We start from the raw sequence: 24737 nt of genomic DNA, 5'->3' as shown, positions 1-24737 counted from the left end.
CATGGAGGCCCGCTTCGCCACGGAACGGGCCGGGACGGTTCCCCTGGCCTGGGGACAGCGGGCCATCTGGGGCGCGATACGCGACGTCGGCCCGGGAAGCGACCACTACTACAACGTGCCCAGGATCGTGCGCCTCCCGCGTGGCTGGAGGATCAGCCCCGACGCGGCGGTGGCGGCGATCGGGCGGTTGCTGGCCCGGCACGACGCGCTGCGCAGCCGCCTGCGCCAGGACGGGCAGGCCGATCCTCTGCAGACGGTGGAGGCCCGCGGCGCCGTCGCCGTCGAGGTGGCCGAGGCTCCACCGGACGGCGCCGGCGCCGCGGCGGAGACACTCCGCGAACGGCTGGCCAGCCGCCGGTTCTCCTACTCCGATGACCTGCCGTTGCGCGCCGGCCTCGTGACCGGCGGCGGCGTCGTCAGCCACGTGGTCCTCGTCCTGTGCCATCTGGCCGCCGACGCCTTCGCGGCCGACGTCGTCGTCCGTGATCTGCGGCTCCTGCTCAGGGGCGGCGCGCCGCCCGCGCCGTACCAGTTGATGGACCTGGTCGCCGCCCAGGGCGGGCGCGCGGCGCGCGGGAGCGCCGCCGCGCTCGGGTACTGGGCCGGCCACTACCGGGCGATCCCGCACACGATGTTCCCGGAGGCGCGGGGAGCCCCCGGGCGCCCGCGCTTCCAGCAGGCGGTGATCGTGTCCCGGGCGATCGACCTGGCGACCAGGACGCTCGCCCGGCGGCACGGCGTCAGCACCGCGACCGTCCTGCTCACCGCGGTGGCGGCACTGGTCCCGGCCGTCTCGGGTCACCGGACGGTCGCGGTCACCCCGCTGGTGAACAACCGGTTCGCGCCGGAGAGCAGGACGCTCGTCACCTCACTGTGCCAGCTCGGCCTGTTCGTGCTCGACATCGAGGCGACCGGGGCGGCGACGTTCGACGAGTTGCTCGCCCGGACCAGGCACCTCGCCCTCCAGGCCTACCGGTACGCCCGGTACGACCAGGCCGAGTGGTACCGCATGGTGGACGCGGTGAGCGGGGAACGCGGGCTCCCGGTCTTTCCCGGCTGCTGCTTCAACGACCAGCGGGCCGCCGATCCGCTGGGGCGGGACGCGCCCGCGGATCCCCGGCAGGTGGTCGCGGCCCGGGCGGAGACCCGCATCCGGCGACCGCCCGGCGTGGAGCGGCTCAACTGCGGGTTCTGCGTTCACCTCGTCGACGACGAGGACGGTGCCCCGGGGGTCGCTCTGACCGCGGACACGGTCACCATGCCGCCCGGCCTGGTGGACCGGTTCCTGCACGCGGTCGAGGCGCTCGTCGTCGGCGCGGCGACGGAGGGCACACCGCTGTCGGCGCTTCCGGCCCTGGTCGACGGCGCGCCCTGACCCCGCCTCACCGCACGGAACGCCCCGCCGCATAGAACGCCCCACCACACGGAACGCCCCGTCGCATGGAACATCTCGCCGCATGGAACCCCCGCCGTACGGAACACCTCACCGCGGGGATCGCCTCACGGGCGGTGCCCGGCCCGACGGTGGGCCAGGTCCAGGAAGAGCGCGGCGGACCAGCCGAACCCGGTGGTGGCCCCCCGGGCGCGGGCGCCGGTGAGCGGGTTCCAGTACTCGTACAGGCCGCCGCCGGCGTTCACCATGTCCAGGGTCCGGCCGGTCAGCTCCACGGCCTCGGCGGCGAAGCCGGACCGGCGCAGGCCCTCGATCAGCAGGTAGTTGACGTTGAGCCAGACCGGGCCGCGCCACATGGCGTCCGGGTCGAAGGCCGGGTCGTCGAAGGCGACCGTGGGCACCGGGCGTTCGCCCCAGAAGGCCGGCGACAGCAGGTCGGCCACCAGCCGTTCGGCGATCTCCCGGGGCAGGCGGCCGGTGAGCAGGGGCATCAGCTCCAGCGGGGTGCGGGTGGCGACCTCGGCCGCGGCGCCGGACGCGAACTTGGTCAGCGTGACGAACCGGCTGCCGTTCCAGCGGCGGGCGACCAGCAGTTCGACGTGCCGGGCGGCCTGCCGCCGCCACTCCTCGGCCTCCGCCGTACGGCCCAGCGCCTCGGCGATGTCGCCCAGCCGGTCGGCCTGCAGGGCCAGGTAGGAGTTGAGGTCCGGCGGTTCGGCCCGGGGGCCGTGGTCCCAGATGGGGCTGTCGTCCAGGCCGGAGGAGTAGGGGTGGAGGTACTCGGCGAGGCCGTCCCCGTCGGGATCGGAGACGGTCAGCCACCACCGCTGGGAACGGGCGATCGGCCGGTAGACCTCGTCGAGGAAGCCGAGGTCGGGGGCGGCCTCGTGGATCTTCCAGGCGGCCCAGGCGGTCAGCGGCGGCTTGGTCACCGGGACGACGCCGCCGATCGGCTCGCCCGGCGCGGCGGGGCCGCCGACGTGCTGGGCGAGCCGGTCGTGGTCGGAGCGGGGCAGGTCGGTGGTCTCGGCGAGCACGCCCCGGTCGTGGACCACGTCGGGGATGAGCCCGTCCGGGCGCTGGTGGTCGAGGAGGATGCGGAGCTGGTCACGGGCCAGTTCCGGGTCGGCGTGGCGCAGGGCGACGGCGTGGAAGTAGGAGTCCCAGTTCCAGATGCCGACGTATCCCAGCTTGGAGGGGACCACGCCTTCGCGGCCCCCGGCGAACGCGACGGACAGCAGGTTCACCCCGAGCGTCCACCACGCCTGCTCGGCCCGTTCCCGCAGCTCCGCGGGTACGGCCGGCATCCGCGCGAACCACTCCCGGCGGCGCTCCGCGGCCCGCGCCAGCAGCTCCCCGGCGTCGTGCGGGCCCGTCTGGCCGACGAGCACGAGGGTTCCGTCGATCTCGCCCGCGCCGCCGTCCCAGACGGCCCGCGCCCCCGAGCCGGTCAGCACCAGCGTCCCGGGGTCGGCGAAGAGCAGGTCCACCCCGTCCCCGAAGGAGACCCGGTCGGGGAGGGCCCGCCGTACCGGCAGCTCGCGGTCGCCGGAGAACAGCCGCAGCCCGGTGAGCACGGTCGTCTCCGACAGCCGGGTCTCGTACTCGGCGCGGGCGACGCGGAGCGAGCCGTCGGGCTCGGCCAGCACCAGCAGCCGGGAGCCCCGCTCGGTGAAGGGGGTGACTCTCAGGTCGAGCATCGTCAGCGTCCTCCCAGGCCGGACATGGCCATGCTGTTGAGGATGCGCCGCTGGCCGATCAGGAAGGCGATCATCATCGGGATGACCGAGATGGCCGAGGCGGCGAGGATGAGGCCGTAGTCGGTGGCGCCGTACCGCCCGGCGAACTGGCTGACCAGCAGCGGTACGGTGGCCAGCTCCGGCGAGTTCAGGAAGATCAGCGGGAAGAAGAAGCCGTTCCAGCTCGCCAGGAAGACGATGATGCCGAGCGCGCCCAGGCCGGGCCGGACGTTGGGCAGCACGATGCGCCAGAAGATCGTCCACCGGCCGGCGCCGTCGAGGCGGGCGGCCTCCTCCAGCTCGATGGGCACGGCCCGGATGAACTGCCGCAGCAGGAACACCGCGAACGGGTTGACGAAGCCCGGCACGATCAGCGCCAGGTGGGAGTCGACCCAGCCCAGCTCCGCCAGCATCAGGTAGAGCGGGACGACGGTCACCTGCTGCGGGACCATCTGGGTCGCCAGGAACAGGCCGAACAGCAGTCCGGAGCCGCGGAAGCGGATCCTGGCGAAGGCGTAGGCGGCCATCGCGGAGGTGAACAGGGTGAGCGCCACGTTGAGGATCGCGATGTAGAAGCTGTTCCAGTAGGCCTGGGCGAAGGGCAGCGTGCCGAACGCGTCGGGGTAGTTCTGCGCCCGCCACGGGTTCGGCAGCCAGTCGAGCGGTGTGTTGAGCATCTGGTGCGCGCCCTTGAACGAGGTCAGCAGCATCCAGACGAACGGGAACAGCATCAGCAGTCCGCCGGCGGCGAGCGCGGCGTGCAGGCCGATCCGTCCCAGACGGCGGGGACCGGGAGAGGCCGGGCGTCGGGAACCAGGAGGGGCAGGGATCACAGCCATCGACGGTCCCCTCAGGAGTCGTAGTGGACGAGGCGCTTCTGCGCCGCGAACTGGACGAAGGTGACGAGCAGCGTCAGCGCGAGCAGGATCAGCGCGGCGGCGCTGCTCATCCCGAACTCGAACTTCTGGAAGCCCAGGTCGTAGACCTGGTAGACGATCGTGCGGGCCCCCTCGTTGTGGGCGGGGTTGACCAGCACGTAGATCTGGTCGAACGCCTGGAAGGAGCTGATCACCGCGACGACGGTGGAGAAGAAGATCGTCGGGGAGATCATCGGCAGCGTCACCGAGCGGAGGACGCGGACCGGGCCGGCGCCGTCGATGCGGGCGGCCTCGGTCAGCGACGGCGGGATGGTCTGCAGCCCGGCCAGGAAGATGACCACGTTGAGGCCGAGCGAGGACCAGATCGTCACGACCGCGATGGCCACGATGACCCAGCCCGGGTCGTCCAGCCAGTCGGGCGGCGTGACGCCGAACCACCTGTGGAGGGTGCTGTTGAGCACGCCGTAGTCGCCGCTGGCCAGGATGACCTGCCACATCACGGCCACCGCGACGGAGCTGGTCACCACGGGCAGGAAGTAGACGACCCGGTAGAAGGTCTTCCCCCGCACGCTGTTCAGCGCGAGGGCGACGAGCAGCGCGAGCGTCAGGCCGATCGGGACCGTCAGCAGGGCTAGCTTGACGGTGTTCCAGACGGCCGTGCCGAACTCGGGGTCGGTGAGCTGGGCGGCGAAGTTGTCGAAGCCGACCCAGGACTTCTCGCCGAGCCCGTCCCATCTCATGAACGCGAGTACGATCGCGAAGCCGAGGGGGAAGACGAGGAACGCCAGCAGGCCCAGCACCTGCGGCGCGAGGAAGAGCGCGGCCCACCAGCCGTCCCGGTTCCGCACGCGCTCCGCCGCGCGCGCGGGCCGGGTCCCGGTGGTGGGGCGCGCCGGGGTGACGACGCCCACGGCCGTTATCCGATCCTGCCGTCGACGAGGGCCTGCAGCTTGGTCATGCCCTCGTCGAAGCCGACCTTGCCGGTCCAGACCTTCATCAGCTCGTCGTTGATGTCCTTGGTCAGGCCGGGCACCGCGACCTCCTCGGGATAGTTCGCGAAGCCGGTGTCCCGGACGTCGAGGAGGGTCTGGGCGTGCGCCGGGTAACCGCCCTCCAGCACGACCTGCTCGGCGCCCTTGATGGAGGGGACCGCGCCGCCGCTCTTGAGCCGCAGGAGCTGGCCTTCCTTGCTGGCGAACTCGGTGAGGAAGGTGAACGCCTCGTCGGGGTTGCGGGAGTCCTTGTTCAGCGCGAGGTAGGAGGCCGCGACCGCGCCGGGCATCGGGGCGCCGGTCTCCGACGGGAACGGCACGATGTCGTAGTTCGCCTGGTCGCCGCCCTTCTTGACCACCTCGATCATCCACCGGCCGCCGGCGTAGAAGCCGGCCTTGCCGCGCAGGAACTGGGTGTTGGCTCCGTTGCTGGCGGGCAGCACGTCGGCCGACAGGAAGGTCTTGTCGGCGTACCCCTTGGCCAGGGTCTGCAGGGCCTCGCGGGACTTGGGGTCGGTGGTGGCGACGAACCTGCCGCCGTCCCAGACCTTGCCGCCGAAGCCGCCGATGACGCTGTAGGTGGAGCCGTACCAGTTCCAGAAGATCGAACCGGCCTTGCCCGCGGCCTTGAGCTTGGCGTTCATCTCCAGGTACTTGGCCATGGTCCACTTGCCGGCGGCGTTCAGCTCGGCGGGGTCCTCGGTGATCCCGGCCTCCTGGAGCGCCTTCTTGCCGTACCAGAGCACCTCGGGGTTGGTGTCGTTCGGGACGCCGTAGATCTTGCCGTCCTTCTTGGCGCCGCCGTAGATGCCCTCGAAGAAGTCCTCGGGCCTGCTCTTGCTGGCGGGGCCGGCGAGCCGGTCGTTGAGCGGGGTGACCACCCCGGAGGCGACGAACTTGCCGATGTTGTCGTCGCCGACGAAGAAGACGTCGGGCGCGGTCTTCGAGGTGAGCTGGGTCAGGAGCTTGGGGTGGTAGTCCTCGTACTTGGGGACCGTCTCCATCTTCAGCACGATGTTCGGGTGGCGCTTCATGAAGTCGTCGTTGAAGGTCTTGTACAACGCGACGTCCTCGGCCGACCCCCAGGTCGACCAGCGGATGGTGACCTTCCCGGCGGCGGCCGGGCCGCCGGCGCCACTGCCGCTGCACGCGGTCGTGACGGCGGCGGTCAGGGCCAGTGCCGCCGCGGCGAGGGTCTTCTTGGACGGGGGGAAAGACACGGGGTGCCTCCTGGGGGTTTTGCGGGGGGTGGGTTAGGCGAGTCCGCCGCCGTCGACGACCAGGGCCGCGCCGGTGACGTAGCTGGCGGCGTCGCTCGCCAGGAAGAGGACGGCCTGGGCGATCTCGTCGGGGGAGCCGGCGCGGCCCATCGGCCGGTCGGCGGCGTCGGCGGCGAAGACCGCCCAGTCCTCCGAGAGCTGGCGGGCCTCGTCGCGGAGCATCGGGGTGTCGGTGTCGCCGGGGTTGACGGAGTTGACGCGGATTCCGGCTTTGGCGTGGTCGATGGCCAGGGCCCGGGTCATGTTGACCACGGCGGCCTTGGAGGCGCAGTAGGAGATGGCGTTGCCGCCGCCCTTCAGGCCCCAGCCGGAGCCGGTGTTCACGATCGAGCCGCCGTCCTTCATGGCGGGGATCGCGTGCTTGCACATCAGGAAGACCGATCTGACGTTGACCGCCATGACGCGGTCCCACTCGTCGGCCGACAGGTCCAGCGCGGTGGTGCGGCGGATGATCCCGGCGTTGTTGAACAGCACGTGCAGCCCGCCGAAGGTCTCCACCGCGGTCCGTACGGCCCGCGCGCAGTCGGCCTCGGCGGCCACGTCCGTCTCGACGGCCACGGCCCTGCCGCCCTCGTTCCCGATCTCCTCGGCGACCGCCGCGGCGCCGGCGCCGTCGATGTCGGCGACCACCACGGCCGCGCCCTGGCGGGCGAAGAGCAGCGCGGTGGCCCGGCCGATGCCGGAGGCGCCGCCGGTGACGATGGCGACCTTGTCAGTCAGGGCGGTCATGCTGGGAACTCCTCGGTAGCGGGTCGGATCCGGTACACCGCGCTCTCGCGGTGTCCGGTGATGACGGAGACGTGGCCCGCGACGAGGGCGTCCGCCTCCGGGTCTCCGGTGTCGGCCAGCAGCGGCCGGCCGCCGAGACCGGCGAGCTTCTGCTGGGTGGCCAGGACGAGCAGCCCCCCGGAAGCCATGATCTTTTTGAGTACGGCGGGACCGATCTGCTGGTTGCCCCGGCCGAGCACGAAGCCCTGCCCGCCGATGACCGAGAGGACCGCGCAGGTCTCGTGCCCGTCGACGAGGCCGAGCAGCCGTCGTTCGGTCACGTCCGCGGCGACCAGCTCGCCGTCCTGGACCACGTCCACGCCGAGCAGCGTGGTGGCCAGGCCGAGCAGCCGTCCCACGGCCATGGTGGTGGCGCCGGGACCGAGGACGTAGCGGACGCCGGGCCGCATCCGGGCCGCGACCTCCCGGGCGATCGCCTCGGCCGACCCGGGGGCGGCGGCGGAGGAGCCGACCTTGCGGCCCGACAGCCGCGCCCGGGCGGCGGGTACCCGCAGGGTGCCGTAGAGCAGGGGGCTGACCCGGCCACGCCGGTAGGCGTCCTCGTCGAGATCCACCACCTCGGCGGCGAGGGTGCTCCCCGTGCCTCCCGTGCTCCCTGGGCCCCCGGCCCGTCCGGCGTCCCGGCCGAACTCGGCGGCCGTGGTCCCCGCCGCGGCGGGGCTGACCGCGAAGCAGCCGGAGTAGACCTTGACGCCCGCCGGGACGCCGAGCACCGGGCAGGACGGCGAGCCGTCGAGGACGTCCCTGGCGGTGCCGTCCCCTCCGGCGAACAGCAGCAGGTCGACGTCCCGCATCGCCTCGACGGCCGCGGTCGTGTCCCGGGACGAGGAGGGGTCGCCGGGGGCCTGCCGTACGAGTTCGGGGACGCCTCCGGCGGCGCGCACGCTGTCCTCGCCCATCGGGCCCGCGACGGTGACGATCCTGGTGTCCGGGCGGCGGGCCAGCAGCGCCCGTACGGCCAGCGCGGCCCGCTCGCCCGCCCGGGGGACGCGCCCCGGGCGAGGGCCTCCAGCTGCACGCCGGCGCCGTCGCTGCCTTTGAGCCCGGCCGGGCCGCCGATCCCCGCGACCGGGTTGACGATCAACCCGACCGTGAAGGCCGCGCCGCCCGGGGACCCGGGGCGGGCCGCCCGCCCCGGGTCCCCGGCTCCCCCCGCGGCGCGGGAGGAACCGGGGTGCCCGGCGACGGTGCGGGAGGGGTCCGGCCGGTCGGTGGTCATGACAGGTGCTTGCGGGTGTAGGCGCGCCAGGTGGGCGACCACCGCTCGGGATCGTCCAGCGACGACGGGTCGATCCGGTGGATCGTCTGGTTGTACGGGGCCCCCTTGACGAGCCCGGGGTCGCGGCGGGCCTCGTCGGCGACGTGCTCCAGGATCGCGGCGTACTCGTCGAGGTCCTCCTTGGAGTACGACTCCGTCGGCTCCAGGGTGAAGGGCTCGGGGACCACGTAGGGGTGGTGGCTGGTCCAGTAGTGCACGCCGAAGTCGGCGGCGCGCACGCCGATCTCCTCCGAGTGGACGCCCGTCTCCTCCGACAGCTCCTGCCAGGAGTAGCGGACCTGCTCCAGGCGGTTCCGTCCCCAGGGCGCCGAGGCCCCCTTGATCTGCAGGACCTTGTGCATCAGGTAGTTGTTGTTGAGCACCGCGGTCTCGGCGACCTCGCGCAGGCCCGCGGCGCCCAGCGCCATGATCCACGCGTAGGCGCGGACCACGTTCGGGGTGACGCCGAGGAACGGGCGCATCTTGCCGACGGAGAGCGGGCGGTCGGCGTCGAGGTGGTACCGCGATCCGTCGAACTCCACGGTCGGCCCCGGCAGGAACGGGGCGAGCGCCTCGGACACGCCGCTCGCGCCGGCCGCCGGTCCCCCGCACGCGTGCGGGGTGGAGAAGGTCTTGTGCAGGTTGAAGTGGCACAGGTCGAACCCGGCGTCCGCGGCGCGGGTGACGCCGAGCAGGCCGTTGGCGTTGGCCTGGTCATAGCAGGCCAGGCCGCCCGCCTCGTGCACCAGCGCGACGAACTCGGCGATGCGCGGGTTGAAGATGCCGGTGTCCTCGGGGTTGGTGATCATCAGGGCCGCGGTGCGGGGCCCGACGGCGGCGCGCAGCGCCTCGATGTCGGGGTATCCGTTCTCGTCCGGCATCAGCGTGATGACCTCGTACCCGGCGGTCTTGGCGCAGGCCGCGTTGGACGGGTGCGAGAACATCGTGGTGATGACCTGGTCGCGCCGCTCCCCCTCGCCGCGGGAGGCGTGGTAGGCGCGGATCATCGCGATGTTGGCGTAGATCGCCGCCGAACCGGAGGCGGGCTGGAGCGAGACCCGGTGCATGCCGGAGATCTCGGCGAGCATCCGCTCCAGCCGCCAGTAGATCTCCAGTACGCCCTGCACGGTGTCGTCGGGCTGGAGCGGGTGCAGCTCGGCCACCTTGGGGTCGGTGACGAAGCGGTCGTTGACCTTCGGGCTGTACTTCATCGTGCAGGTGCCCTGGCCGACCGCGATGGCCTGGTCGACGCCCAGGTTCTCCTGCGACAGCCGGACGTAGTGCCGCAGCACGTGCAGTTGCGACATCTCCGGCAGCCTGGGCGGCTCGGCCCGCCGTACCGTGTCGGGCAGTTCCACCGCGGGCACGCCCGGGGCCGGTACGGCGATGCCCCGCCGTCCGGGGCGTGACTGCTCGAAGATGATCGGCTCGTCCCAGCGGGCCTGGTGGAACCGGCGCAGCCGCGGCTTGGGCGCGACCGGCAGCTCGGCGAACGGCTCGCCCGCGTGCCCGCTCACGCCGTCTCCCCCGCCGCCGGCGTCCCGGCGCCCTCGATGGTTCCGCTCACGCCGAGCCCCTCCCGCACGGCTGCCGCCAGCCGGTCGATGTCGTCCCTGGAGTGCCGCTCGGTCACGCAGACCAGCAGCGTGCGGTCGTCCAGCCGGACGCCGCCGAAGATGCCGTGCTCGCGCAGCGCGGCGAGGAGGCCGTCCGCGGAGGGCACCTCGATCGCGAACTCGCGGAAGTGCACCGCGTCGGGGTGCAGCACCCGGGCGCCGGCGGCGGCGAGCCGCTCCATCGCGTAGCGGGTGCGGGCCAGGATCGTCTCGCCGAGCTCGCGCATGCCCTCGGGGCCCATCAGCGCGAGGTAGACCCCGGCGGTGATGCCCCACAGGGCGGCCGCGGTGCCCACCCACTCCTTGCCCTCCTCACGGTGGGCGAAGGAGGTGCGGTCGTAGAAGACGTCGCCGAAGCCGTACTCGCCGGGGACCTCGGTCGGCGCGAGGCCGAACAGCCGCGAGGGGAACTCCGCGACCAGGCGTTCCTCGTCGCGGGTGGCGATGTACCCGGCGTGGCCGCCGCCGTGGGCCTGGTGCATGCCGAGCGACTGGATGTCGCCGCAGGCGATGTCGGCGCCGTAGGCGGCGGGCGGGGCGAGCACGCCCAGCGAGATCGGGTCGGCGGAGACGACGAGCAGCGCGCCGGCGGCGTGCGCGAGCTCGGCGAGCTCGCGGCCCCGGGTCTCCACGACGCCGTAGACGTTCGGGGTCTCCAGGTAGATCGCGGCGAAGGTCTCGTCGATCCGCACGTCGCCGATCTCGCCGCCCGGCCCGACCGGGGCGACGACCAGCTCGACGTCGTGGTCGAGGAAGTCGTGCAGCTTGCTCATCTTGTCGGCGGCGACGGCCCCGCTGATCAGCACCTTCGACCGGCCGGTGTAGCGGACGGCCATCCGGATCGCGGTGCCGGCCGCCTGGTAGCCGTCGTAGGTGGGGACGTTGACGACGTCCATCTCCAGCAGCTCGGCCATCATGCTGACGTACTCGAACAGGGCCTGGAACCGGCCGTGGTCCTCGTACGGCTCGCCCGCGTAGGCGGTGAGGAACTCGCCGCGCCCGTTGATCTCGTCGCAGACGGCCGGCACGTGGTGCGGGTAGCAGCCGTGGCCGAGGAAGCTGAGCGCCTCGGTGGTGTCGGTGTTGCGGCCCAGCAGCCCGCGCATGTGCGCGACCAGCTCGTGCTCGGAGACCAGCGGCTCGGGCAGGTCCAGAGGCCGGTCCAGGCGCAGGTCCGCCGGGATGGCGGCGTAGAGCTCCTCGACGCTCGCGGCGCCGATGGCCGCCAGCATCTCGGCCCGCACGCCGGGTTCGGCGTTCGGGATGTAGGGGTGTGTCACCGTTCTCCTTCGGTCGGTCCGGCGCCGGTGCGGAGCACCACCGCGTCGCGGGCCGGGATCTCGATGCGGCCGCGCAGGTCACGGCCGGTCAGCAGGTCGGTCCCCGGCTCGGCGAGGTCCAGCCGGGCGGGGGTCGTCGCGTGGTTGAGCAGGAAGAGGTAGGGGCCCCGGCGGGTGGCCTCCACGCCCTCGGGCACGTCGGCCACCGGCCGGACGCCCGCGGCGGCCAGGACCTCCGACAGCACCGGGGTGACGTCGTCGAGCAGGCAGCTCAGGTAGGTCGCCCGCCCGCGGCGGGTGATCGCCGGCTGCCCGTCGAGGTCGCCACCCTCGTAGCGGGCGAGCACCTCGGCGTCCTCGACGCGCAGCCACTCGGCCCAGGTCCGCGCCGGCACGGCCGCCGCGTCCGCGTACGCCCCCGTGACCGCCCCGGCGACGGGCCGGACCCGCTGGACCTGTCCGTCGGGGAGCGGCCAGAACTCGTCGACCGTCAGGCCGAGCAGTTCGCGCAGCGGGCCGGGGGCGCCGCCGTCGTGCACCTGGTCGGCCGCGTCGACGACGCCGCTGAACGGGCCGACGACGAGGTGCCCGTCGAAGGCGGCCAGGTGCCGGGCCTGCTCCGGCGTGCACATGTAGAGGTTGGGCGCGATGACCACCCGGTAGCCGGACAGGTCGCGGCCCGCGGGGACGAGGTCGACCGCGACGCCGCGGGCGTGCAGCGGCCGGTACCAGGACAGCAGGAGGTCCTTGAGCCTGAGCCGGTCGGACGGCATCGACTCGGGGGCCTCCAGGCCCCACCAGCTGTCCCAGTCGAGGAGGAGCGCCACGTCGGCGCGCGTCCCGGTTCCGGCGATCTCGGCGAGGCGCCGCAGGTCGGCGCCGAGCCGAAGGGTGTCCTGCCAGCCGCGGGCGGCGGTGCCGCCGTGCGGGAGCAGCGCGGAGTGGAACTTCTCCGGGCCGTAGCGGGCCTGCCGCCACTGGAAGAACATCGCGCCGTCCGCGCCGTGGGCCAGGGCCTGCAGGCTGTGCAGGCGCATCATGCCCGGCGGCTTGGGCGCGTTGACCTCCCGCCAGCTCACCGCGCTCGCGGCCTGCTCCAGCAGGATCCACGGCCGCCGCTTCAGCGAGCGCATCAGGTCGTAGCTGAGCGCGACCGCCACGTGCGACTCGGGGTCGGCGGGGTCGGGGTAGGCGTCGTCGCTGACCACGTCCTCGGCGGCGGCCCACTTCCAGTAGTCCAGGCCGTGCAGGATGCTCATGAAGTTGGTGGTCACCGGCACGTCCGGGGTGACCTCGCGCAGCACGGCCCGCTCCAGCTCGAAGCACTCCAGCAGCGCGTCGGAGCAGAAGCGGCGCCAGTCGAGGACCTGGGTGGGGTTGACCGGCCCGGGGGCCTTGCGGGGCGGTTCGACCTGGTCGAACGCGGTGTAGTGCTGGCCCCAGCAGGAGGTGCCCCAGGCGGCGTTCAGCCCGTCGACCGTCCCGTAGCGGCTCTCCAGCCAGGTCCGGAAGTGCCGGGCCGACTCGGCGCAGAAGCATTCGAGGACGTGGTCGGCGTACTCGTTGCCGATGTGCCACAGGGCCAGGGCGGGGTGCCGGCCGTACCGGGCGGCCATGGCGCGGACCAGCCGGACGGCGGCGTCGCGGAAGACCGGTGAGCTGGGGCAGTAGCTCTGCCGGGAGCCGAACTCCAGGCGCGTCCCGGCGGCGTCCACCGGCAGCACCTCGGGGTGGTCGCGGACCAGCCAGGGCGGCGGGGTCGCGGTGGCGGTGGCCAGGTCGGCGGCGACGCCGTGCTCGTGCAGCAGGTCGAGGACGCGGTCCAGCCAGCCGAAGTCGTACTCCCCGGGGCGCGGTTCGAGCCGGGACCAGGAGAAGACGGCGACGGTCGCCATGTTGACGCCCGCCTCGGCCATCAGCCGGACATCCTCCTCCCAGACGTGCTCCGGCCACTGCTCGGGGTTGTAGTCACCGCCGAACAGCAGACCGGAAACCCTGGTCAGCCCCACCCGAAACTCCAATCTGTGACATGTAATATTTTGTATGCAGAATTCATAGTGCAGTGTGCTGAATGCCGTCAAGCGGTAGGCTTCAGCCAAGATCAATCCAAGGAGTGCAATGGCGATCGAGCGGCGCCCCCTCCGCGAGCAGATCCGCGAGGAGCTGATGCTCCGGCTCGAACGGGGCGACTTCGCCGCGGGGACCGACATCAACGAGGCCGTCCTGGCCGGAGAGCTCGGCGTCAGCCGGACCCCGCTGCGCGAGGCCCTGATCACCCTCGCCGGGGAGGGCGTGCTGGAGAGCAACCAGGGCAGGGGCTTCCGGTTCGCACCGGTCAGCCGCAAGGAGTTCAGGGAGCTGTGCGCGATCGTGGCGGCCCTGGAGGCGCTGGCCCTGGAGAGCTCCGACCCGGCCCACCTGCGCGAGGTCGCCCCGGAGCTGCTCCGGCTCGCCCGGGAGTTCTCCGCCGACGTCGCCGCGCGTCAGGAGATCGAACGCCACGACGACGAGTGGCACGACCTGCTACTGAGCGGTTGCGGCAACGAACGGCTGCTCGATCTGATCACCAGCGTCAAGGCGGGCATGCGCCGCTACACCCACCTGATGTCCGGCGACGGCACCCCGATGGCACGCGCCGCCGAGGAGCACCGCCGGATCGCCGAACGGCTGCTCGAAGACGACCTTCAGGGCGCGGTGAGCGCCCTGCGGGACAACTGGGTCAACGGCATGGAGCGGATGATCGCCCGCATCCCCTGACCGCCACCCGGCCCGGCCGGCCGCCGCACGACCCACCCGCGCGACCGCCGCCCGGCCCGGCCGCCGCACGGCCCGCCCGCGGCGGAAGCACGGGCCCGCCCGCGCACACCCGTCCGCGGCGGAAGCACGCGCCTACTTGTGCCGGAAGTAGACGAACAGCCGGCCGTGGTTCTTGGAGTCCTTGTCGATGCGGTGGTAGAGGGCCTTGATCTCCTTCTGCTCCAGGAAGCGCAGCACCTTCTTCTTGAGCTGGCCGGAGCCCTTCCCGGGGATGATCTCGACCTCGGTGGCCCTCTTCCTGATCGCCTCGTCGATGATGCCGCGCAGCGCCTTGTCGATCTCACCACCGCGGTTGAAGATCGGGTGCAGGTCGAGCTTGAGCTTCACAACATCCTCCTCGCGGGCCCCCGGGTGTGCGCGCGGCGGACCGCGCCGGAACCGGCACCGTAAGGCTACGGCCTCACCCGCGGCCCATGGAACGGCCGCTCCGGGCCGGAACCGGCCCGCCCCTTCCGGGAGCCGGCCGCCCCACTCCCCCGGACCACGGCCCGCGGGACAGGCGCCCCGGGCCGCAGTGGCCCGCCACCGGGTCGTCGGCGATCGTGTGATCAGATTTGCCCAAGCAGGGTGTTTATTGTGGCAATTTCCGTCTCTAGCCAAGCAAATGGCCGCTGATTAGTCTCCCAGTCAGGTCGGCCGCCCTCACGGACGGTCGATCGCTCGTCACCCACGGGGAGGGCCGAGACCTCCTCAGTCATGCCCGCGGCCGGGCACGGCCGGGTGACCCGGGACCTCCACGCGGGGTGACGCGCTCATGTGTCCCCCACAGGGAGGTCTCCTTGCCCAGTACCCCCCAGCTGCCCCGGATCAGGCGGGTGGCGGTGCTCGCCGCCGGCCTCGGGCTCGTCGCGGCGATGACGCCGCCGGCGAGCGCGGATCCCGCCCCCACGCCGGCCCCGAAGAAGTGGACGGCGACCCCGCTGGCCGGCGGCGAGCCGGTCCAGGGGGCCAAGTCGGCGACCGGCAGGCTCGCCCGGAGCGACACGGCGCTGCTGAAGTCGACGTCGAGCGCCCCCGTCAACGTGATGGTCAAACTCGACTACGACTCGTACGCCGCCTACCAGGGCGACCTCGAAGGACTTCCCGCCACGAGTCCCGCGAAGACCGGCAGGGCGCTCGACGTAAGGGGCGCGACCGCCAAGAAGTACGAGAAGCACATCGAGCGGGTGGAGAACGCCTTCCTCGCCGAGCTGGCCAGGAAGGTGCCGGGCGCCCGGGCCGGGCAGAAGCTGCGCACCGTCTACGGCGGCATCGCGCTGCGGATCCCCGCCGACAAGGCGGCCGAGGTGCTGAAGCTGCCCGGGGTCGCGGCGGTCCAGCACGACAAGCCCGAGAAGCCGCTGACCGACTCCAGCTCCGACTTCATCGGGGCGCCGGCGATCTACAGCAAGCTGGGCGGCAGCTCCTCCTCCGGCAAGGGCGTCGTCGTCGGCGTCCTCGACTCCGGCGTCTGGCCGGAGCACCCCCAGTTCGCCGACCCCGGCAACCTGCCCGCCGCGCCGCCCACCCGGGACGGCTCCCCGCGCGTCTGCGACTTCGGCGACAACCCGCTGACCCCGGCCGCCGACCCGTTCACCTGCAACGACAAGCTCATCGGCGGCGCGCCGTTCCTGGAGACCTACAACGCGGTGTTCGGCGGCGAGGTGTACCCCGACAGCGCGCGCGACTCCAACGGCCACGGCACCCACACCGCGACCACCTCGGCCGGCGGCCCGGTGGCCGACGCCGACCCCCTGGGCATCAGCCGCGGCCCGATCCACGGCATCGCCCCGGCGGCGCACGTGTCGATCTACAAAGTGTGCGGGGTGGAGGGCTGCTTCCCCTCCGACTCCGCACAGGCCGTGGGCCGGGCGATCCTGGACGGCGTCCGGGTGATCAACTTCTCGATCTCCGGCGGCGGCTCCCCCTACACCGACCCGGTGGAGCTGGCCTTCCTCGACGCCTACGCCGCGGGCGTGTTCGTGTCGGCCTCGGCGGGCAACTCCGGCCCCGGCGCGGGGACCACCGACCACCGCGGCCCGTGGGTGACCACGGTGGCGGCCTCCACGCAGTCCAGGACGTTCCAGTCCACCGTCACGCTGACCGGCACGGGCGGCGCGACGGCCACGCTCAAGGGCGCCTCCATCACCGCCGGGGTGACCTCCCCGCAGCGGGTCGTGCTCGCCTCGGCTCCGCCGTACTCCAACCCGCTCTGTACGGTCCCGGCCCCTCCGGGCCTGTTCACCGGTAAGATCGTCGCCTGTGAGCGCGGCCCCGGCCGGGTGCTGAAGGGCTTCAACGTGCGTCAGGGCGGCGCGGCGGGGATGATCCTCTACAACACCACGCCGCTCGACGTGATGACCGACAACCACTGGCTGCCCACGGTCCACATCGACAAGCCGGAGACCGACGCCCTGCTGGCCTTCCTGTCGGCCAACCCCGGCGCGACCGCGTCGTTCCCGCAGGGAGCCAAGACCACCTGGCAGGGCGACGCCATGACCACGTTCTCCTCCCGCGGGCCGGGCGGGGACTTCCTCAAGCCAGACGTCACCGCGCCCGGCCTGCACATCCTGGCGGGCCAGACGCCGACGCTGGAGGGCCCGGCGGGCGGCCCGCAGGGCCAGCTGTACCAGGCGATCGCGGGCACCTCGATGGCGTCGCCGCACGTCGCGGGCGCCGCGGCCCTGGTGTTCGCGCTGCACCCCGACTGGACCCCCGGCCAGGTCAAGTCCGCGCTGGAGACCACGGCCAAGACGTCGGTCACCAAGCAGGACCGCGTCACCGCCGCCGACCCGTTCGACCTCGGCGGCGGCCGCATCGACCTGACGAAGGCCGGCGACCCCGGGCTGACCCTGGACGAGACCGCGGAGAACTTCGCCGCCTCGGCCACCGACGAGCGGAACCGCATCAACCTCAACCTGCCGTCGGTGAACGCCCCGACCATGCCGGGGCTCATCACCGTCAAGCGGACGGTCACCAACGTCACCGACAGGACGCTCACCTATACCGCGACCGGCAGGACCGTCAGCGGGGCGAAGATCGCGGTGCTGCCGCCGCTGTTCAGCGTCAAGCCGGGCAAGAGCGCGAAGATCTCCGTGGTGGTCACCGCCCCCGACCTGCCCGACGGCCAGTACTTCGGCCAGGTTGACCTCAAGCAGGTCGGCGGGAACCGCGACCTGCACCTGCCGGTGGCGTTCTTCCGCAAGGAGGGCGCCGTCCCGGTCGACCAGACCTGCACGCCGGACACCATCGCCCGGAACACCGGCGAGTCCACCTGCACGGTGAGCGTGCGCAACGACACGTTCAACGACACCGAGGTGACGGCGGTCAGCACCCTGGACGCCAGGCTGCGCCTCAACGGCGTCACGGGGGCCACGAAGATCGGCTCCCAGATCGCCACGGCGAAGGCGACCCTGGCGGGCAGGCAGCCGGACAGGCCCGTCGTCACGCCCGGCACCGGGCCCGCGCCGTACCTGCCGCTGGACGCCTTCGGCATCGCGCCGACGCCGATCGGCGACGAGCAGGCGCTCAACTTCACCGTCCCGGCGTTCACGTACGCCGGGCGGACCTACACCCGGATCGGCGTCGTCTCCGACGGCTACACGGTCGCGGGAGGCACCTCGGGCTCCGGTGACATCGAGCCCGTCCCGCAGACCCTGCCCGACCCGGCGGCTCCCAACAACGTGCTCGCCCCCTACTGGACCGACCTGGACGGCACCGGCGCGCCCGGCGTCTACGTCGCGACCCTCACCGACGGCGTCGACGACTGGCTCGTCGTCGAGTGGCGGGTCAACCTCTACGGCACCACCGATGCCAAGGTGTTCCAGCAGTGGATCGGGCTCAACGGCACCGAGGACATCACCTACACCTACGACCCGGAGCGGCTGCCCGGTGACACCCCGGCGGGCTACGGCCTGACCGTGGGCGCCGAGAACACCGAGGGCACGGCCGGAACGCAGATCAGCGGCCCGCCGACCCAGGACCTCCGGGTGAACAGCACGCCCGGCGCCCCGGGCGGCACCCTCACCTACACGATGAAGGTCAAGGGGGTCGCGACAGGGGTCGGCACGGTGACCACCGGCACCTCGACACCCGAGGTGGAGGGCCTCACCATCGAGGTCGACAAGCTAACCGTCCGTTGACGCGCTTCCCGGCCTGAAGGCCCGGGGATTCAGCCCGTGCCGCATCGCGCGGCACCCCTGAGGCTTCCTGCTTCGCCGACCCGCGCCACCTCAAGCGGTGGTCTCACCGGGTCTCCACAGGCGTTTAGCCTGTCCGCCCGTCCGGCGGCCAGGATGTTGAGCGCCGCGTTGACGTCCCGGTCGTGGACCACGCCACACGGGCAGGTCCACGACCGGACGTTCAACGGCATGGACGCGGCGAGGGCGCCGCATGCCGAACATAGCTTCGACGACGGGAACCAGCGGTCGATCTTCGCGAAGGTCCGCCCGTACCGGGCGGCCTTGTACTCCAGCATGACCGCGAACTGCGACCAGCCCACGTCATGGACGCTCCTGGCCAGCTTCGTGCGCGCCAGGCCCTTCACTGACAGGTTCTCCACGTAGATCGCTTGGTTGTCACGGATCAACGCGGTGGAGAGCTTGTGAGCGAAGTCCCGGCGCGCGTCGGCCACCCGGGCGTGCGCCCTGGCGACCTTCAACTTGGCCTTCTTGCGGTTGTTCGACCCCCTCGCCTTGCGGCTGAGGGCCTTTTGCGCCTTGCGGAGCTTCTTCGCCGCCCGGCGCAGAAGCCGGGGATTGTCGATCTTCCGGCCGTCGGAGGTGACCGCGAAGCGCGTCAGTCCCAGGTCGATGCCGACCTCGGCTGCGGCCTGGGGAAGCCGTTCGTCGGCCGTCTCCACGACGAAACTCGCGAAGTACCTCCCCGCCGCGTCCTTGACCACGGTCACCGATGACGGCTCCGACGGCAGGCTGCGTGACCAGCGCACCGGCACCTCCCCGATCTTCGGCAGGCGCAATTTCCCGCCCGCCGTGACAGTGAACCGGGCGTTGCGGGTGAAGCGAACCGCCTGCCGGTTGTCCTTCTTCGACCGGAACCGGGGCGGCGCGACCTTCGGACCCTTCCGCTTACCAGTGATCGAGGCGAAGAAGGTGCGGTAAGCGGCGTTCAGGTCGGCGAGCGCCTGCTGGAGCAGGACGGCGGAGACCTCGCCCAGCCATGCCCGTTCGGGCGTCTTCTTCGCCTCGGTGATGACCCTCTTCGACAACTCCCCATCCGAGACGTACGGCAGGCCCGCCTCACGCGCCGTCTGGCGTGCGCGCAGCCCGTCGTTGAACACCACGCGGGCGCACCCGAACACCCGCGCCAGCGCCTGGCGCTGGGCGGCGTCCGGGGAGAGCCGGTACCGGTAACGCAGCCGCACGGCCATCATCGTGCCACCCGACCATGACCGGGCGTAGGGAAATCCGGGCGATCCGTGAACACATCATCGAACGCAGGCGGCCGGCCCTTCACCGTCCTGGCGCCCTACGCCCGATGGACCGAGCGGCAAAACCGGGAAGGTCAGGACACGCTCACGCCCTGGCGGGCACTCCCGCGCGGGCCTTCACCTCCGGCCCGAGGCCGGAGCACCGACCCGCATTTCGGTAGCGGCACGCGACGGCGGTCCGTGGGGCCCGGCACCCGGTGCCAGGCCCCACCGGCGTCCGGCGGGCGTCCCCGCCGGGCGCCCGCGCGAGGACTCGTCCGGCGACGCGGCGGGCCGGGCGGGACGGGCGGGACGGGAGCCGGGCGGAGCCGTTCAGCGGTGGAGGTAGTCCACCAGGTACGCCTTCTCGGTCTCCAGCGCCTCGATGGCGCTCTTGACCACGTCACCGATGCTGACGATCCCGGCGAGCCGGTCGTCCACCACCACCGGCACGTGCCGGATGCGGTGCGTGGTCATGGTCTGGCGCAGGTCCTCCACCTTGACGCCGGGGCCGCAGGTGCGGACCTCGGTGGTCATGATGGCCGACACGGGCGCGTCCAGCACGGCGGCGCCGCGGTCGTTGAGGCCGCGGACCACGTCGCGCTCGGAGACGATGCCGCTGATCGAGGAGCCGTCGTCGGAGACCACCGCGGCGCCGATGTTGTTGTCGGCCAGTACGGCCAGCAGCTCCGTCACCGTCGCGCGGGGGCGGACGGTGACCACGTGGTTTCCCTTTTTGGCGAGGAGCGCACCGATGAGCATCGAGACCACCTGGGTGTGCGGGCTGGGTGGGGGTGTCTGTTTCCTGCCCGGCGGGCTTCCGGGCTAAGCCTCCGCCCGTGCCCTGTCCCGGTGGCGGGACCGTCCGTCACGGCCGCCGGGGACCGGTGCCTCGTGACACGGGGCCGACGTGTCACGACGCGGGGCCGGCGTGTCACGACGCGGGGCCGGTGTGTCACGGTGCGGGCAGCAGCCGGACGGCGTCGAGGGCCAGAGCCAGTTCCACGATGTCCAGCGGGCGGGTCAGTGAGCGCCCGGTGAGCTGCTCGATGCGCCGGATGCGGTTGAAGACGGTGTTGCGGTGGCAGTACAGCCGCCCGGCGGCGCGCACCGCCGAGCCCTCGCAGCGCAGCCACGCCTCAAGGGTGCCGAGCAGGACCTCCCGGTCACCCGGGTCGAGGGCGAGCAGGGGCCGCAGGACGGCCGCGCTGAGGTGCCCCGCCAGCTCGGGCTGGCTCACCACCAGGGCCGCCGGCAGCCGGTCCTCCAGCCTGGCCACCTGCGGCCCCTCCCCCGCGCAGGTCCGCAGGGCCACCTCGGCGAGGCGGCGGGCTCTGCCCAGCTCGGCCAGGCCCTCCACCACCGGGCTGATCCCGGCGTGCCCGGCGACGTGGGGCTCCAGCCCGCGGATCAAGTCGCCGGCCTGCGCGTCGTGCAGCAGGACGACGGCGACCTCGTGGTCCGAGCGCATCCGCCACAGCAGCCGCATGGTCCCCAGCACGGCCGGCCGGGGGGCGTCGCGCCCGTGGCCCTGGCGTCCCGGCGGCCGGGTGACGACCACGGCGTAGCGGGCGAGCTCCGGCACGTCGAGCGCGGCGGCGGCGCTGCGGACCAGGGCGGCGTCGGCCCGGTCCTCCAGGAGGGCGTCGAGCAGCGCCTGGACCCGCTCCGCCGTACGGCCGCACATCTCAGCCTCGCGGCGGCGGTAGGCGTCGGCCGCGGCGACCGCCTGGCGGTCGATGGCGTGCCAGAACCGGGTGGCGCCGCGGACGAGCACCGGCAGGCTCTCCGGCTCCTCGCCGGCGACGACCTCGATGAGGCCCTCCCACACCACCTGGGCGGAGACCCGGTAGCTGCGCAGCAGCGAGTCCATGGGCAGCCCCTGCTCGGCGCGGCACCGGGCGGTCGCCTCGGCCTGGGCGACGTCGCGGCGTTCCTCGCGGGGCAGCAGGATCGCGCCGATCCCGTGCCGCATGGCGTCGTGGACGCTCTGCCAGTGGTCGTCGGCGGGCACCAGCCGGCGGTACGCCTCGTCGGTGTCGCGCGTCCTGGCGACGAGCTCGTCGGTGAGCTCGGAGAGGCGTCGCAGCAGCGGTCGGGCGGCCAGGGACATGATCCGGCCGACCTCGGCGTCCACGGCTCCGCGTGTCCCCATCTGTCAATCGTGTCAGGCCCCGCCGTTGCGGAACAAGATTCTGTCCCGTTTGTGATCCGTCGCTGTGCAGGCGCACAACCTCCACCCACCGCGTGTGGGCGCGAGCCCCGACTTCACCCGGGCCTATGGACGGCCGGCGGGCCGCCTGGGTTGGGTGCGTTCATCGGCTGTCAGGAGGCCAGGGGAGGCAACGCATGGAGGCCCGCCGTCAGGAGGCGCGCACGGACGCCCACGATTCCCCGCCACCGGCGGAGTCCCCGGAGCCCTCGGAGCCCGCGCGACCCGCAGGACCCGTGAAAACCGCGGAGGCCGCCGAACCCCCGGAGGCCGCGGAGCCCGCGGAGGCCGGGCTGGTCGTCAGGGACCTGGCGGTGGGCTACGGCCCGGTGACGGCCCTGCGCGGCGTCTCACTGGAGGTGCCCCGCGGCTCGGTCGTGGCGGTGCTCGGCGGCAACGGCGCCGGCAAGTCGACCCTGCTGCGCGCCGTCTCCGGCACCCTCCGTTTCCACCGGGGCGGGATCGCGGCGGGTGAGATCTCCTTCGGCGGGAGGAGGCTGTCCGGCGCGGACCCCTCGGCGGTCGTGGCGTGCGGGGTCGTCCAGGTACCCGAGGGGCGGCGGATCTTCGCGCGGATGACCGTGGCGGAGAACCTGCGGGCCGGCGCGCTCGGCGCACGCGGCGCGCGCGGCCGCCGGGCCGCGGCCGAGGCCAGGGACCGGGTGCTGACGCTCTTCCCCGTGCTGGCCGAGCGCGCCCGGCAGCGCGCGGGCCTGCTGTCCGGGGGCGAGCAGCAGATGCTGGCCATCGGCCGGGCGCTGATGGCCAGGCCGGTGATGCTGCTGCTCGACGAGCCGACCCTGGGGCTGGCGCCGATGGCGGCGGCGCGGATCGCCGCCACCGTCCGCGAGATCAACGCGCAGGGGACGACGGTTCTCCTGGTGGAGCAGAACGCCGCCCTGGCCCTGTCGCTCGCCCGCCACGCCTACGTGCTGGAGGTCGGCGAGGTGGCCCTGTCCGGTCCCGCAGCCGAGTTGGCCGCGAGCGACGAGGTGCGCCGCCGCTACCTGGGGATCGGCGACGACCCCGCCGCCCCGGCCGGCGGAGCCCCCGCGGCCCGGCCCGCCCTGGCCAGGTGGCCGGGATGACCCTCGACGCGTCCCGGCGACCCTTCGGAGAGCACCCGTGAGCGATACATACCAACCGGACGGTACGGTCCTGCCTCTCGGGACCCGGTCCTCCCCCGCCGAAGCCCCCGGCTCCCACGGGGGCGCCAGGGGCGCCGAGGGCATCGCCGGCCGCGGGGACGGCGGCCCGCCCGTGCGGCTCGCCGTACGCGACCTCACCGTGCGGTTCGCCGGGCTCACCGCGCTCGACGCGGTCGGATTCACCGTCGAGCCCGGAAGCGTCCACGCGGTCATCGGCCCCAACGGGGCGGGCAAGTCGACCTGCTTCAACGTGCTGTCCGGGGCCTACCGGGCCACCTCGGGCAGCGTGCGGTTCGGCGACGCGGAGCTGACCGTCCTGCCGCCGCACCGCATCGCGGCCCTGGGCGTGGCGCGGACGTTCCAGAACATCGCCCTGTCTCCCCGTCTGCCGGTGCGGGACAACCTCATGCTCGGCAGGCACCGGCTGACCCGCGCCGGGTTCCTGTCGTGCGGGCTGCGGCTGCCGTCCGCCCGGCGGGAGGCCGCCCGTCACGGCGAGCGGGTCGAGGAGATCGCCGCCTTCGTCAGCCTCACCGGCCTGCTCGCCACACCGGTCGGGCTCCTGCCGTACGGCGTGCGGAAGCGGGTCGAGCTGGCCCGTGCCCTGTGCATGGAGCCGCGGCTGCTGCTGCTCGACGAGCCGGTGGCCGGCATGACCGGCGGCGAGCGGCGCGACATGGCCGGGCTGATCGCCGCCGTCCGGGAGAGCCTCGGCATCTCGATCCTGCTGGTGGAACACGACATGGGGATGGTCATGCGGCTCGCGGACACCGTCACGGTCCTGGACTTCGGCCGGCGCATCGCGCACGGACCTCCGGAGGAGGTCCAGTCCGACCCCGGAGTCGTCCGGGCCTACCTGGGCACGGCGGGCCCGGACGAGGCGGCGGGCCGGAACGGGGCGGTGGACCCGGGCGGGAAGCCGGACGGGGAACCGGGCCGAAGCGGGGAAGCGGGCCCGGACGGGGAGGACGCCCCGTGACCACCTTCCTGGAGCTGCTGGTGAACGGGGTCTCCATCGGCGCGGTGTACGCGCTGATAGCCCTCGGATTCGTGATCATCTTCAGGGCGACCGAGGTGGTGAACTTCGCCCACGCCTCACTGCTGCTGGCCGGCGGCTACGTCGTCGCGCGGCTGCACCCGTCGGTCGGTTTCTGGGCCGCGCTGGCGGCCGGCGTCGCGGCCGCGGCCGCCGTCGGGGCCCTGGTCGAGTTCCTGATCATCCGCCGGGCGAACACGGCCTCCCACGGCGTCCTCGCCATCGTGACGATCGGCGTGGACATCGTGCTGACGACCGAGCTGACCCGGCGGATCGGCACCGACGTGCTCGCCCTGGGCGACCCGTGGCGTGACCGGGTGGTGCGCCTGGGGTCCGTCAGCGTCGCCGAGACCCGCCTCGTCGCGCTGGCCGTCGCGGCGGCCCTCATCGCCGCGTTCCTGCTCGCGTTCCGGCACACCGGCTGGGGGGTGGCCATGCGCGCCACCGCCGAGGACGCCGAGGCCGCCGCGCTGATGGGCGTGCGGCGCGGGCGGGTGTCGATGGGCGCCTGGGCGGTCGCCGGGGCCCTCGCCGCCGTCGCGGCCCTGTTCCTGTGCGTGTTCCCCACGCCGGGGCTGGACCGCGGCACCGCCTTCGCCGCCATGAAGGCGTTCCCCGCGGCGATCCTCGGCGGCCTGGACTCGACCACCGGGGCGCTGGCGGGCGGCCTGGTCATCGGGGTGACCGAGACCCTGGTGACCGGCTACCAGAACGACCTGGCCTTCCTCGGCCGGGGCGCCGGTGACGTCGCGCCGTTCCTGGTGATGGTCGTGGTGCTGCTCATCCGCCCCGCGGGGCTGTTCGGGACGAAGGAGCCGGCGCGTGTCTGACAGGCTCACCGAGGACAGGTCCACCGGGAACGGACTCGCCGGGGACGGACGCACCGGGGCGC

At 73.0% G+C, this 24737-nt stretch carries 19 protein-coding genes; 6 read left to right on the top strand and 13 right to left on the bottom strand.

The genetic code is table 11. From position 1 onward, the window contains the following. Position 1: 1 nt before the first annotated feature. Positions 2 to 1375, top strand: a complete 1374-nt coding sequence (locus ACQP10_RS13125; protein WP_433541439.1) for a condensation domain-containing protein — start codon at positions 2 to 4, stop codon at positions 1373 to 1375. Positions 1376 to 1500: 125 nt separating this feature from the next. Here the strand turns inward: ACQP10_RS13125 and ACQP10_RS13120 are convergent, their stop codons facing one another. The 9 genes from ACQP10_RS13120 to ACQP10_RS13080 form a co-directional block, all read right to left on the bottom strand. Continuing rightward, positions 1501 to 3093: an amylo-alpha-1,6-glucosidase gene (locus ACQP10_RS13120; protein ID WP_433541438.1), complete on the bottom strand. Its 1593-nt coding sequence runs from the start codon at positions 3091 to 3093 to the stop codon at positions 1501 to 1503. Positions 3094 to 3095: 2 nt separating this feature from the next. After that, the gene (locus ACQP10_RS13115) at positions 3096 to 3971 is read right to left on the bottom strand and encodes a carbohydrate ABC transporter permease (protein ID WP_346020205.1); all 876 of its coding nucleotides are present in this window, start codon (positions 3969 to 3971) and stop codon (positions 3096 to 3098) included. A gap of 11 nt (positions 3972 to 3982) precedes the next feature. After that, entirely contained in the window at positions 3983 to 4921 is a 939-nt protein-coding gene (locus ACQP10_RS13110) for a carbohydrate ABC transporter permease (protein ID WP_389994467.1), read from the bottom strand. A 5-nt stretch (positions 4922 to 4926) separates the two neighbouring features. Beyond that, positions 4927 to 6222 (bottom strand): ABC transporter substrate-binding protein, encoded by a 1296-nt coding sequence (locus tag ACQP10_RS13105; RefSeq protein WP_346020207.1) that lies wholly within the window; start codon positions 6220 to 6222, stop codon positions 4927 to 4929. A 33-nt stretch (positions 6223 to 6255) separates the two neighbouring features. Beyond that, positions 6256 to 7011 carry an SDR family NAD(P)-dependent oxidoreductase gene (locus ACQP10_RS13100; protein ID WP_179818283.1) on the bottom strand — a complete coding sequence of 252 codons (756 nt, stop codon included), beginning with the start codon at positions 7009 to 7011 and terminating at the stop codon, positions 6256 to 6258. Continuing rightward, complete coding sequence (locus ACQP10_RS13095; RefSeq protein WP_433541899.1) at positions 7008 to 7991, bottom strand: ATP-NAD kinase family protein; 984 nt, start codon at positions 7989 to 7991, stop codon at positions 7008 to 7010. Before ACQP10_RS13095 ends, ACQP10_RS13100 begins: the two co-directional genes overlap by 4 nt. Before the next feature lie 295 nt (positions 7992 to 8286). After that, positions 8287 to 9846 (bottom strand): aminomethyl-transferring glycine dehydrogenase subunit GcvPB, encoded by a 1560-nt coding sequence (gene gcvPB, locus ACQP10_RS13090; RefSeq protein WP_346020210.1) that lies wholly within the window; start codon positions 9844 to 9846, stop codon positions 8287 to 8289. Then, positions 9843 to 11225 carry an aminomethyl-transferring glycine dehydrogenase subunit GcvPA gene (gcvPA, locus tag ACQP10_RS13085; RefSeq protein ID WP_346020211.1) on the bottom strand — a complete coding sequence of 461 codons (1383 nt, stop codon included), beginning with the start codon at positions 11223 to 11225 and terminating at the stop codon, positions 9843 to 9845. Before gcvPA ends, gcvPB begins: the two co-directional genes overlap by 4 nt. Next, complete coding sequence (locus ACQP10_RS13080) at positions 11222 to 13234, bottom strand: beta-galactosidase (protein WP_433541437.1); 2013 nt, start codon at positions 13232 to 13234, stop codon at positions 11222 to 11224. Before ACQP10_RS13080 ends, gcvPA begins: the two co-directional genes overlap by 4 nt. A 109-nt stretch (positions 13235 to 13343) precedes the next feature. Here ACQP10_RS13080 and ACQP10_RS13075 point away from each other — a divergent pair, with 109 nt between their 5' ends. Further along, positions 13344 to 13982 (top strand): GntR family transcriptional regulator, encoded by a 639-nt coding sequence (locus ACQP10_RS13075; RefSeq protein ID WP_346020213.1) that lies wholly within the window; start codon positions 13344 to 13346, stop codon positions 13980 to 13982. A gap of 132 nt (positions 13983 to 14114) precedes the next feature. Here the strand turns inward: ACQP10_RS13075 and ACQP10_RS13070 are convergent, their stop codons facing one another. Next, on the bottom strand, positions 14115 to 14369 hold the full coding sequence (locus ACQP10_RS13070; RefSeq protein WP_179818289.1) for a Smr/MutS family protein: 255 nt from the start codon (positions 14367 to 14369) through the stop codon (positions 14115 to 14117). A 452-nt stretch (positions 14370 to 14821) separates the two neighbouring features. On the opposite strand from ACQP10_RS13070, the gene ACQP10_RS13065 reads away from it, so the two are divergent. Further along, positions 14822 to 18163, top strand: coding sequence for a S8 family serine peptidase (locus ACQP10_RS13065; protein ID WP_433541436.1), 3342 nt, complete (start codon positions 14822 to 14824; stop codon positions 18161 to 18163). Positions 18164 to 18192: 29 nt separating this feature from the next. Here ACQP10_RS13065 and ACQP10_RS13060 read toward each other — a convergent pair whose 3' ends face one another. The 3 genes from ACQP10_RS13060 to ACQP10_RS13050 all read right to left on the bottom strand — a co-directional run bounded on the left by ACQP10_RS13060 (position 18193) and on the right by ACQP10_RS13050 (position 21604). Continuing rightward, entirely contained in the window at positions 18193 to 19404 is a 1212-nt protein-coding gene (locus ACQP10_RS13060) for an RNA-guided endonuclease InsQ/TnpB family protein (protein WP_433541435.1), read from the bottom strand. A 378-nt stretch (positions 19405 to 19782) separates the two neighbouring features. Further along, positions 19783 to 20211: a CBS domain-containing protein gene (locus ACQP10_RS13055; RefSeq protein WP_179818291.1), complete on the bottom strand. Its 429-nt coding sequence runs from the start codon at positions 20209 to 20211 to the stop codon at positions 19783 to 19785. Positions 20212 to 20404: 193 nt separating this feature from the next. Beyond that, on the bottom strand, positions 20405 to 21604 hold the full coding sequence (locus ACQP10_RS13050) for a PucR family transcriptional regulator (protein ID WP_346020216.1): 1200 nt from the start codon (positions 21602 to 21604) through the stop codon (positions 20405 to 20407). Positions 21605 to 21897: 293 nt separating this feature from the next. On the opposite strand from ACQP10_RS13050, the gene ACQP10_RS13045 reads away from it, so the two are divergent. The 3 genes from ACQP10_RS13045 (at position 21898) to ACQP10_RS13035 (ending at position 24675) form a co-directional block, all read left to right on the top strand. Next, complete coding sequence (locus ACQP10_RS13045) at positions 21898 to 22749, top strand: ABC transporter ATP-binding protein (RefSeq protein ID WP_346020217.1); 852 nt, start codon at positions 21898 to 21900, stop codon at positions 22747 to 22749. A gap of 142 nt (positions 22750 to 22891) precedes the next feature. After that, positions 22892 to 23788 (top strand): ABC transporter ATP-binding protein, encoded by an 897-nt coding sequence (locus tag ACQP10_RS13040; protein WP_386149446.1) that lies wholly within the window; start codon positions 22892 to 22894, stop codon positions 23786 to 23788. Continuing rightward, a complete protein-coding gene (locus tag ACQP10_RS13035; protein WP_346020218.1) occupies positions 23785 to 24675 on the top strand; it encodes a branched-chain amino acid ABC transporter permease in 891 nt (296 codons plus the stop codon). Before ACQP10_RS13040 ends, ACQP10_RS13035 begins: the two co-directional genes overlap by 4 nt. Positions 24676 to 24737 lie beyond the last annotated feature (62 nt).

The organism is Streptosporangium sandarakinum (assembly GCF_050942225.1).
Classification (GTDB): Bacteria; Actinomycetota; Actinomycetes; order Streptosporangiales; family Streptosporangiaceae; genus Streptosporangium; species Streptosporangium nondiastaticum.
This window is presented reverse-complemented; position numbering and strand designations above follow the sequence as displayed.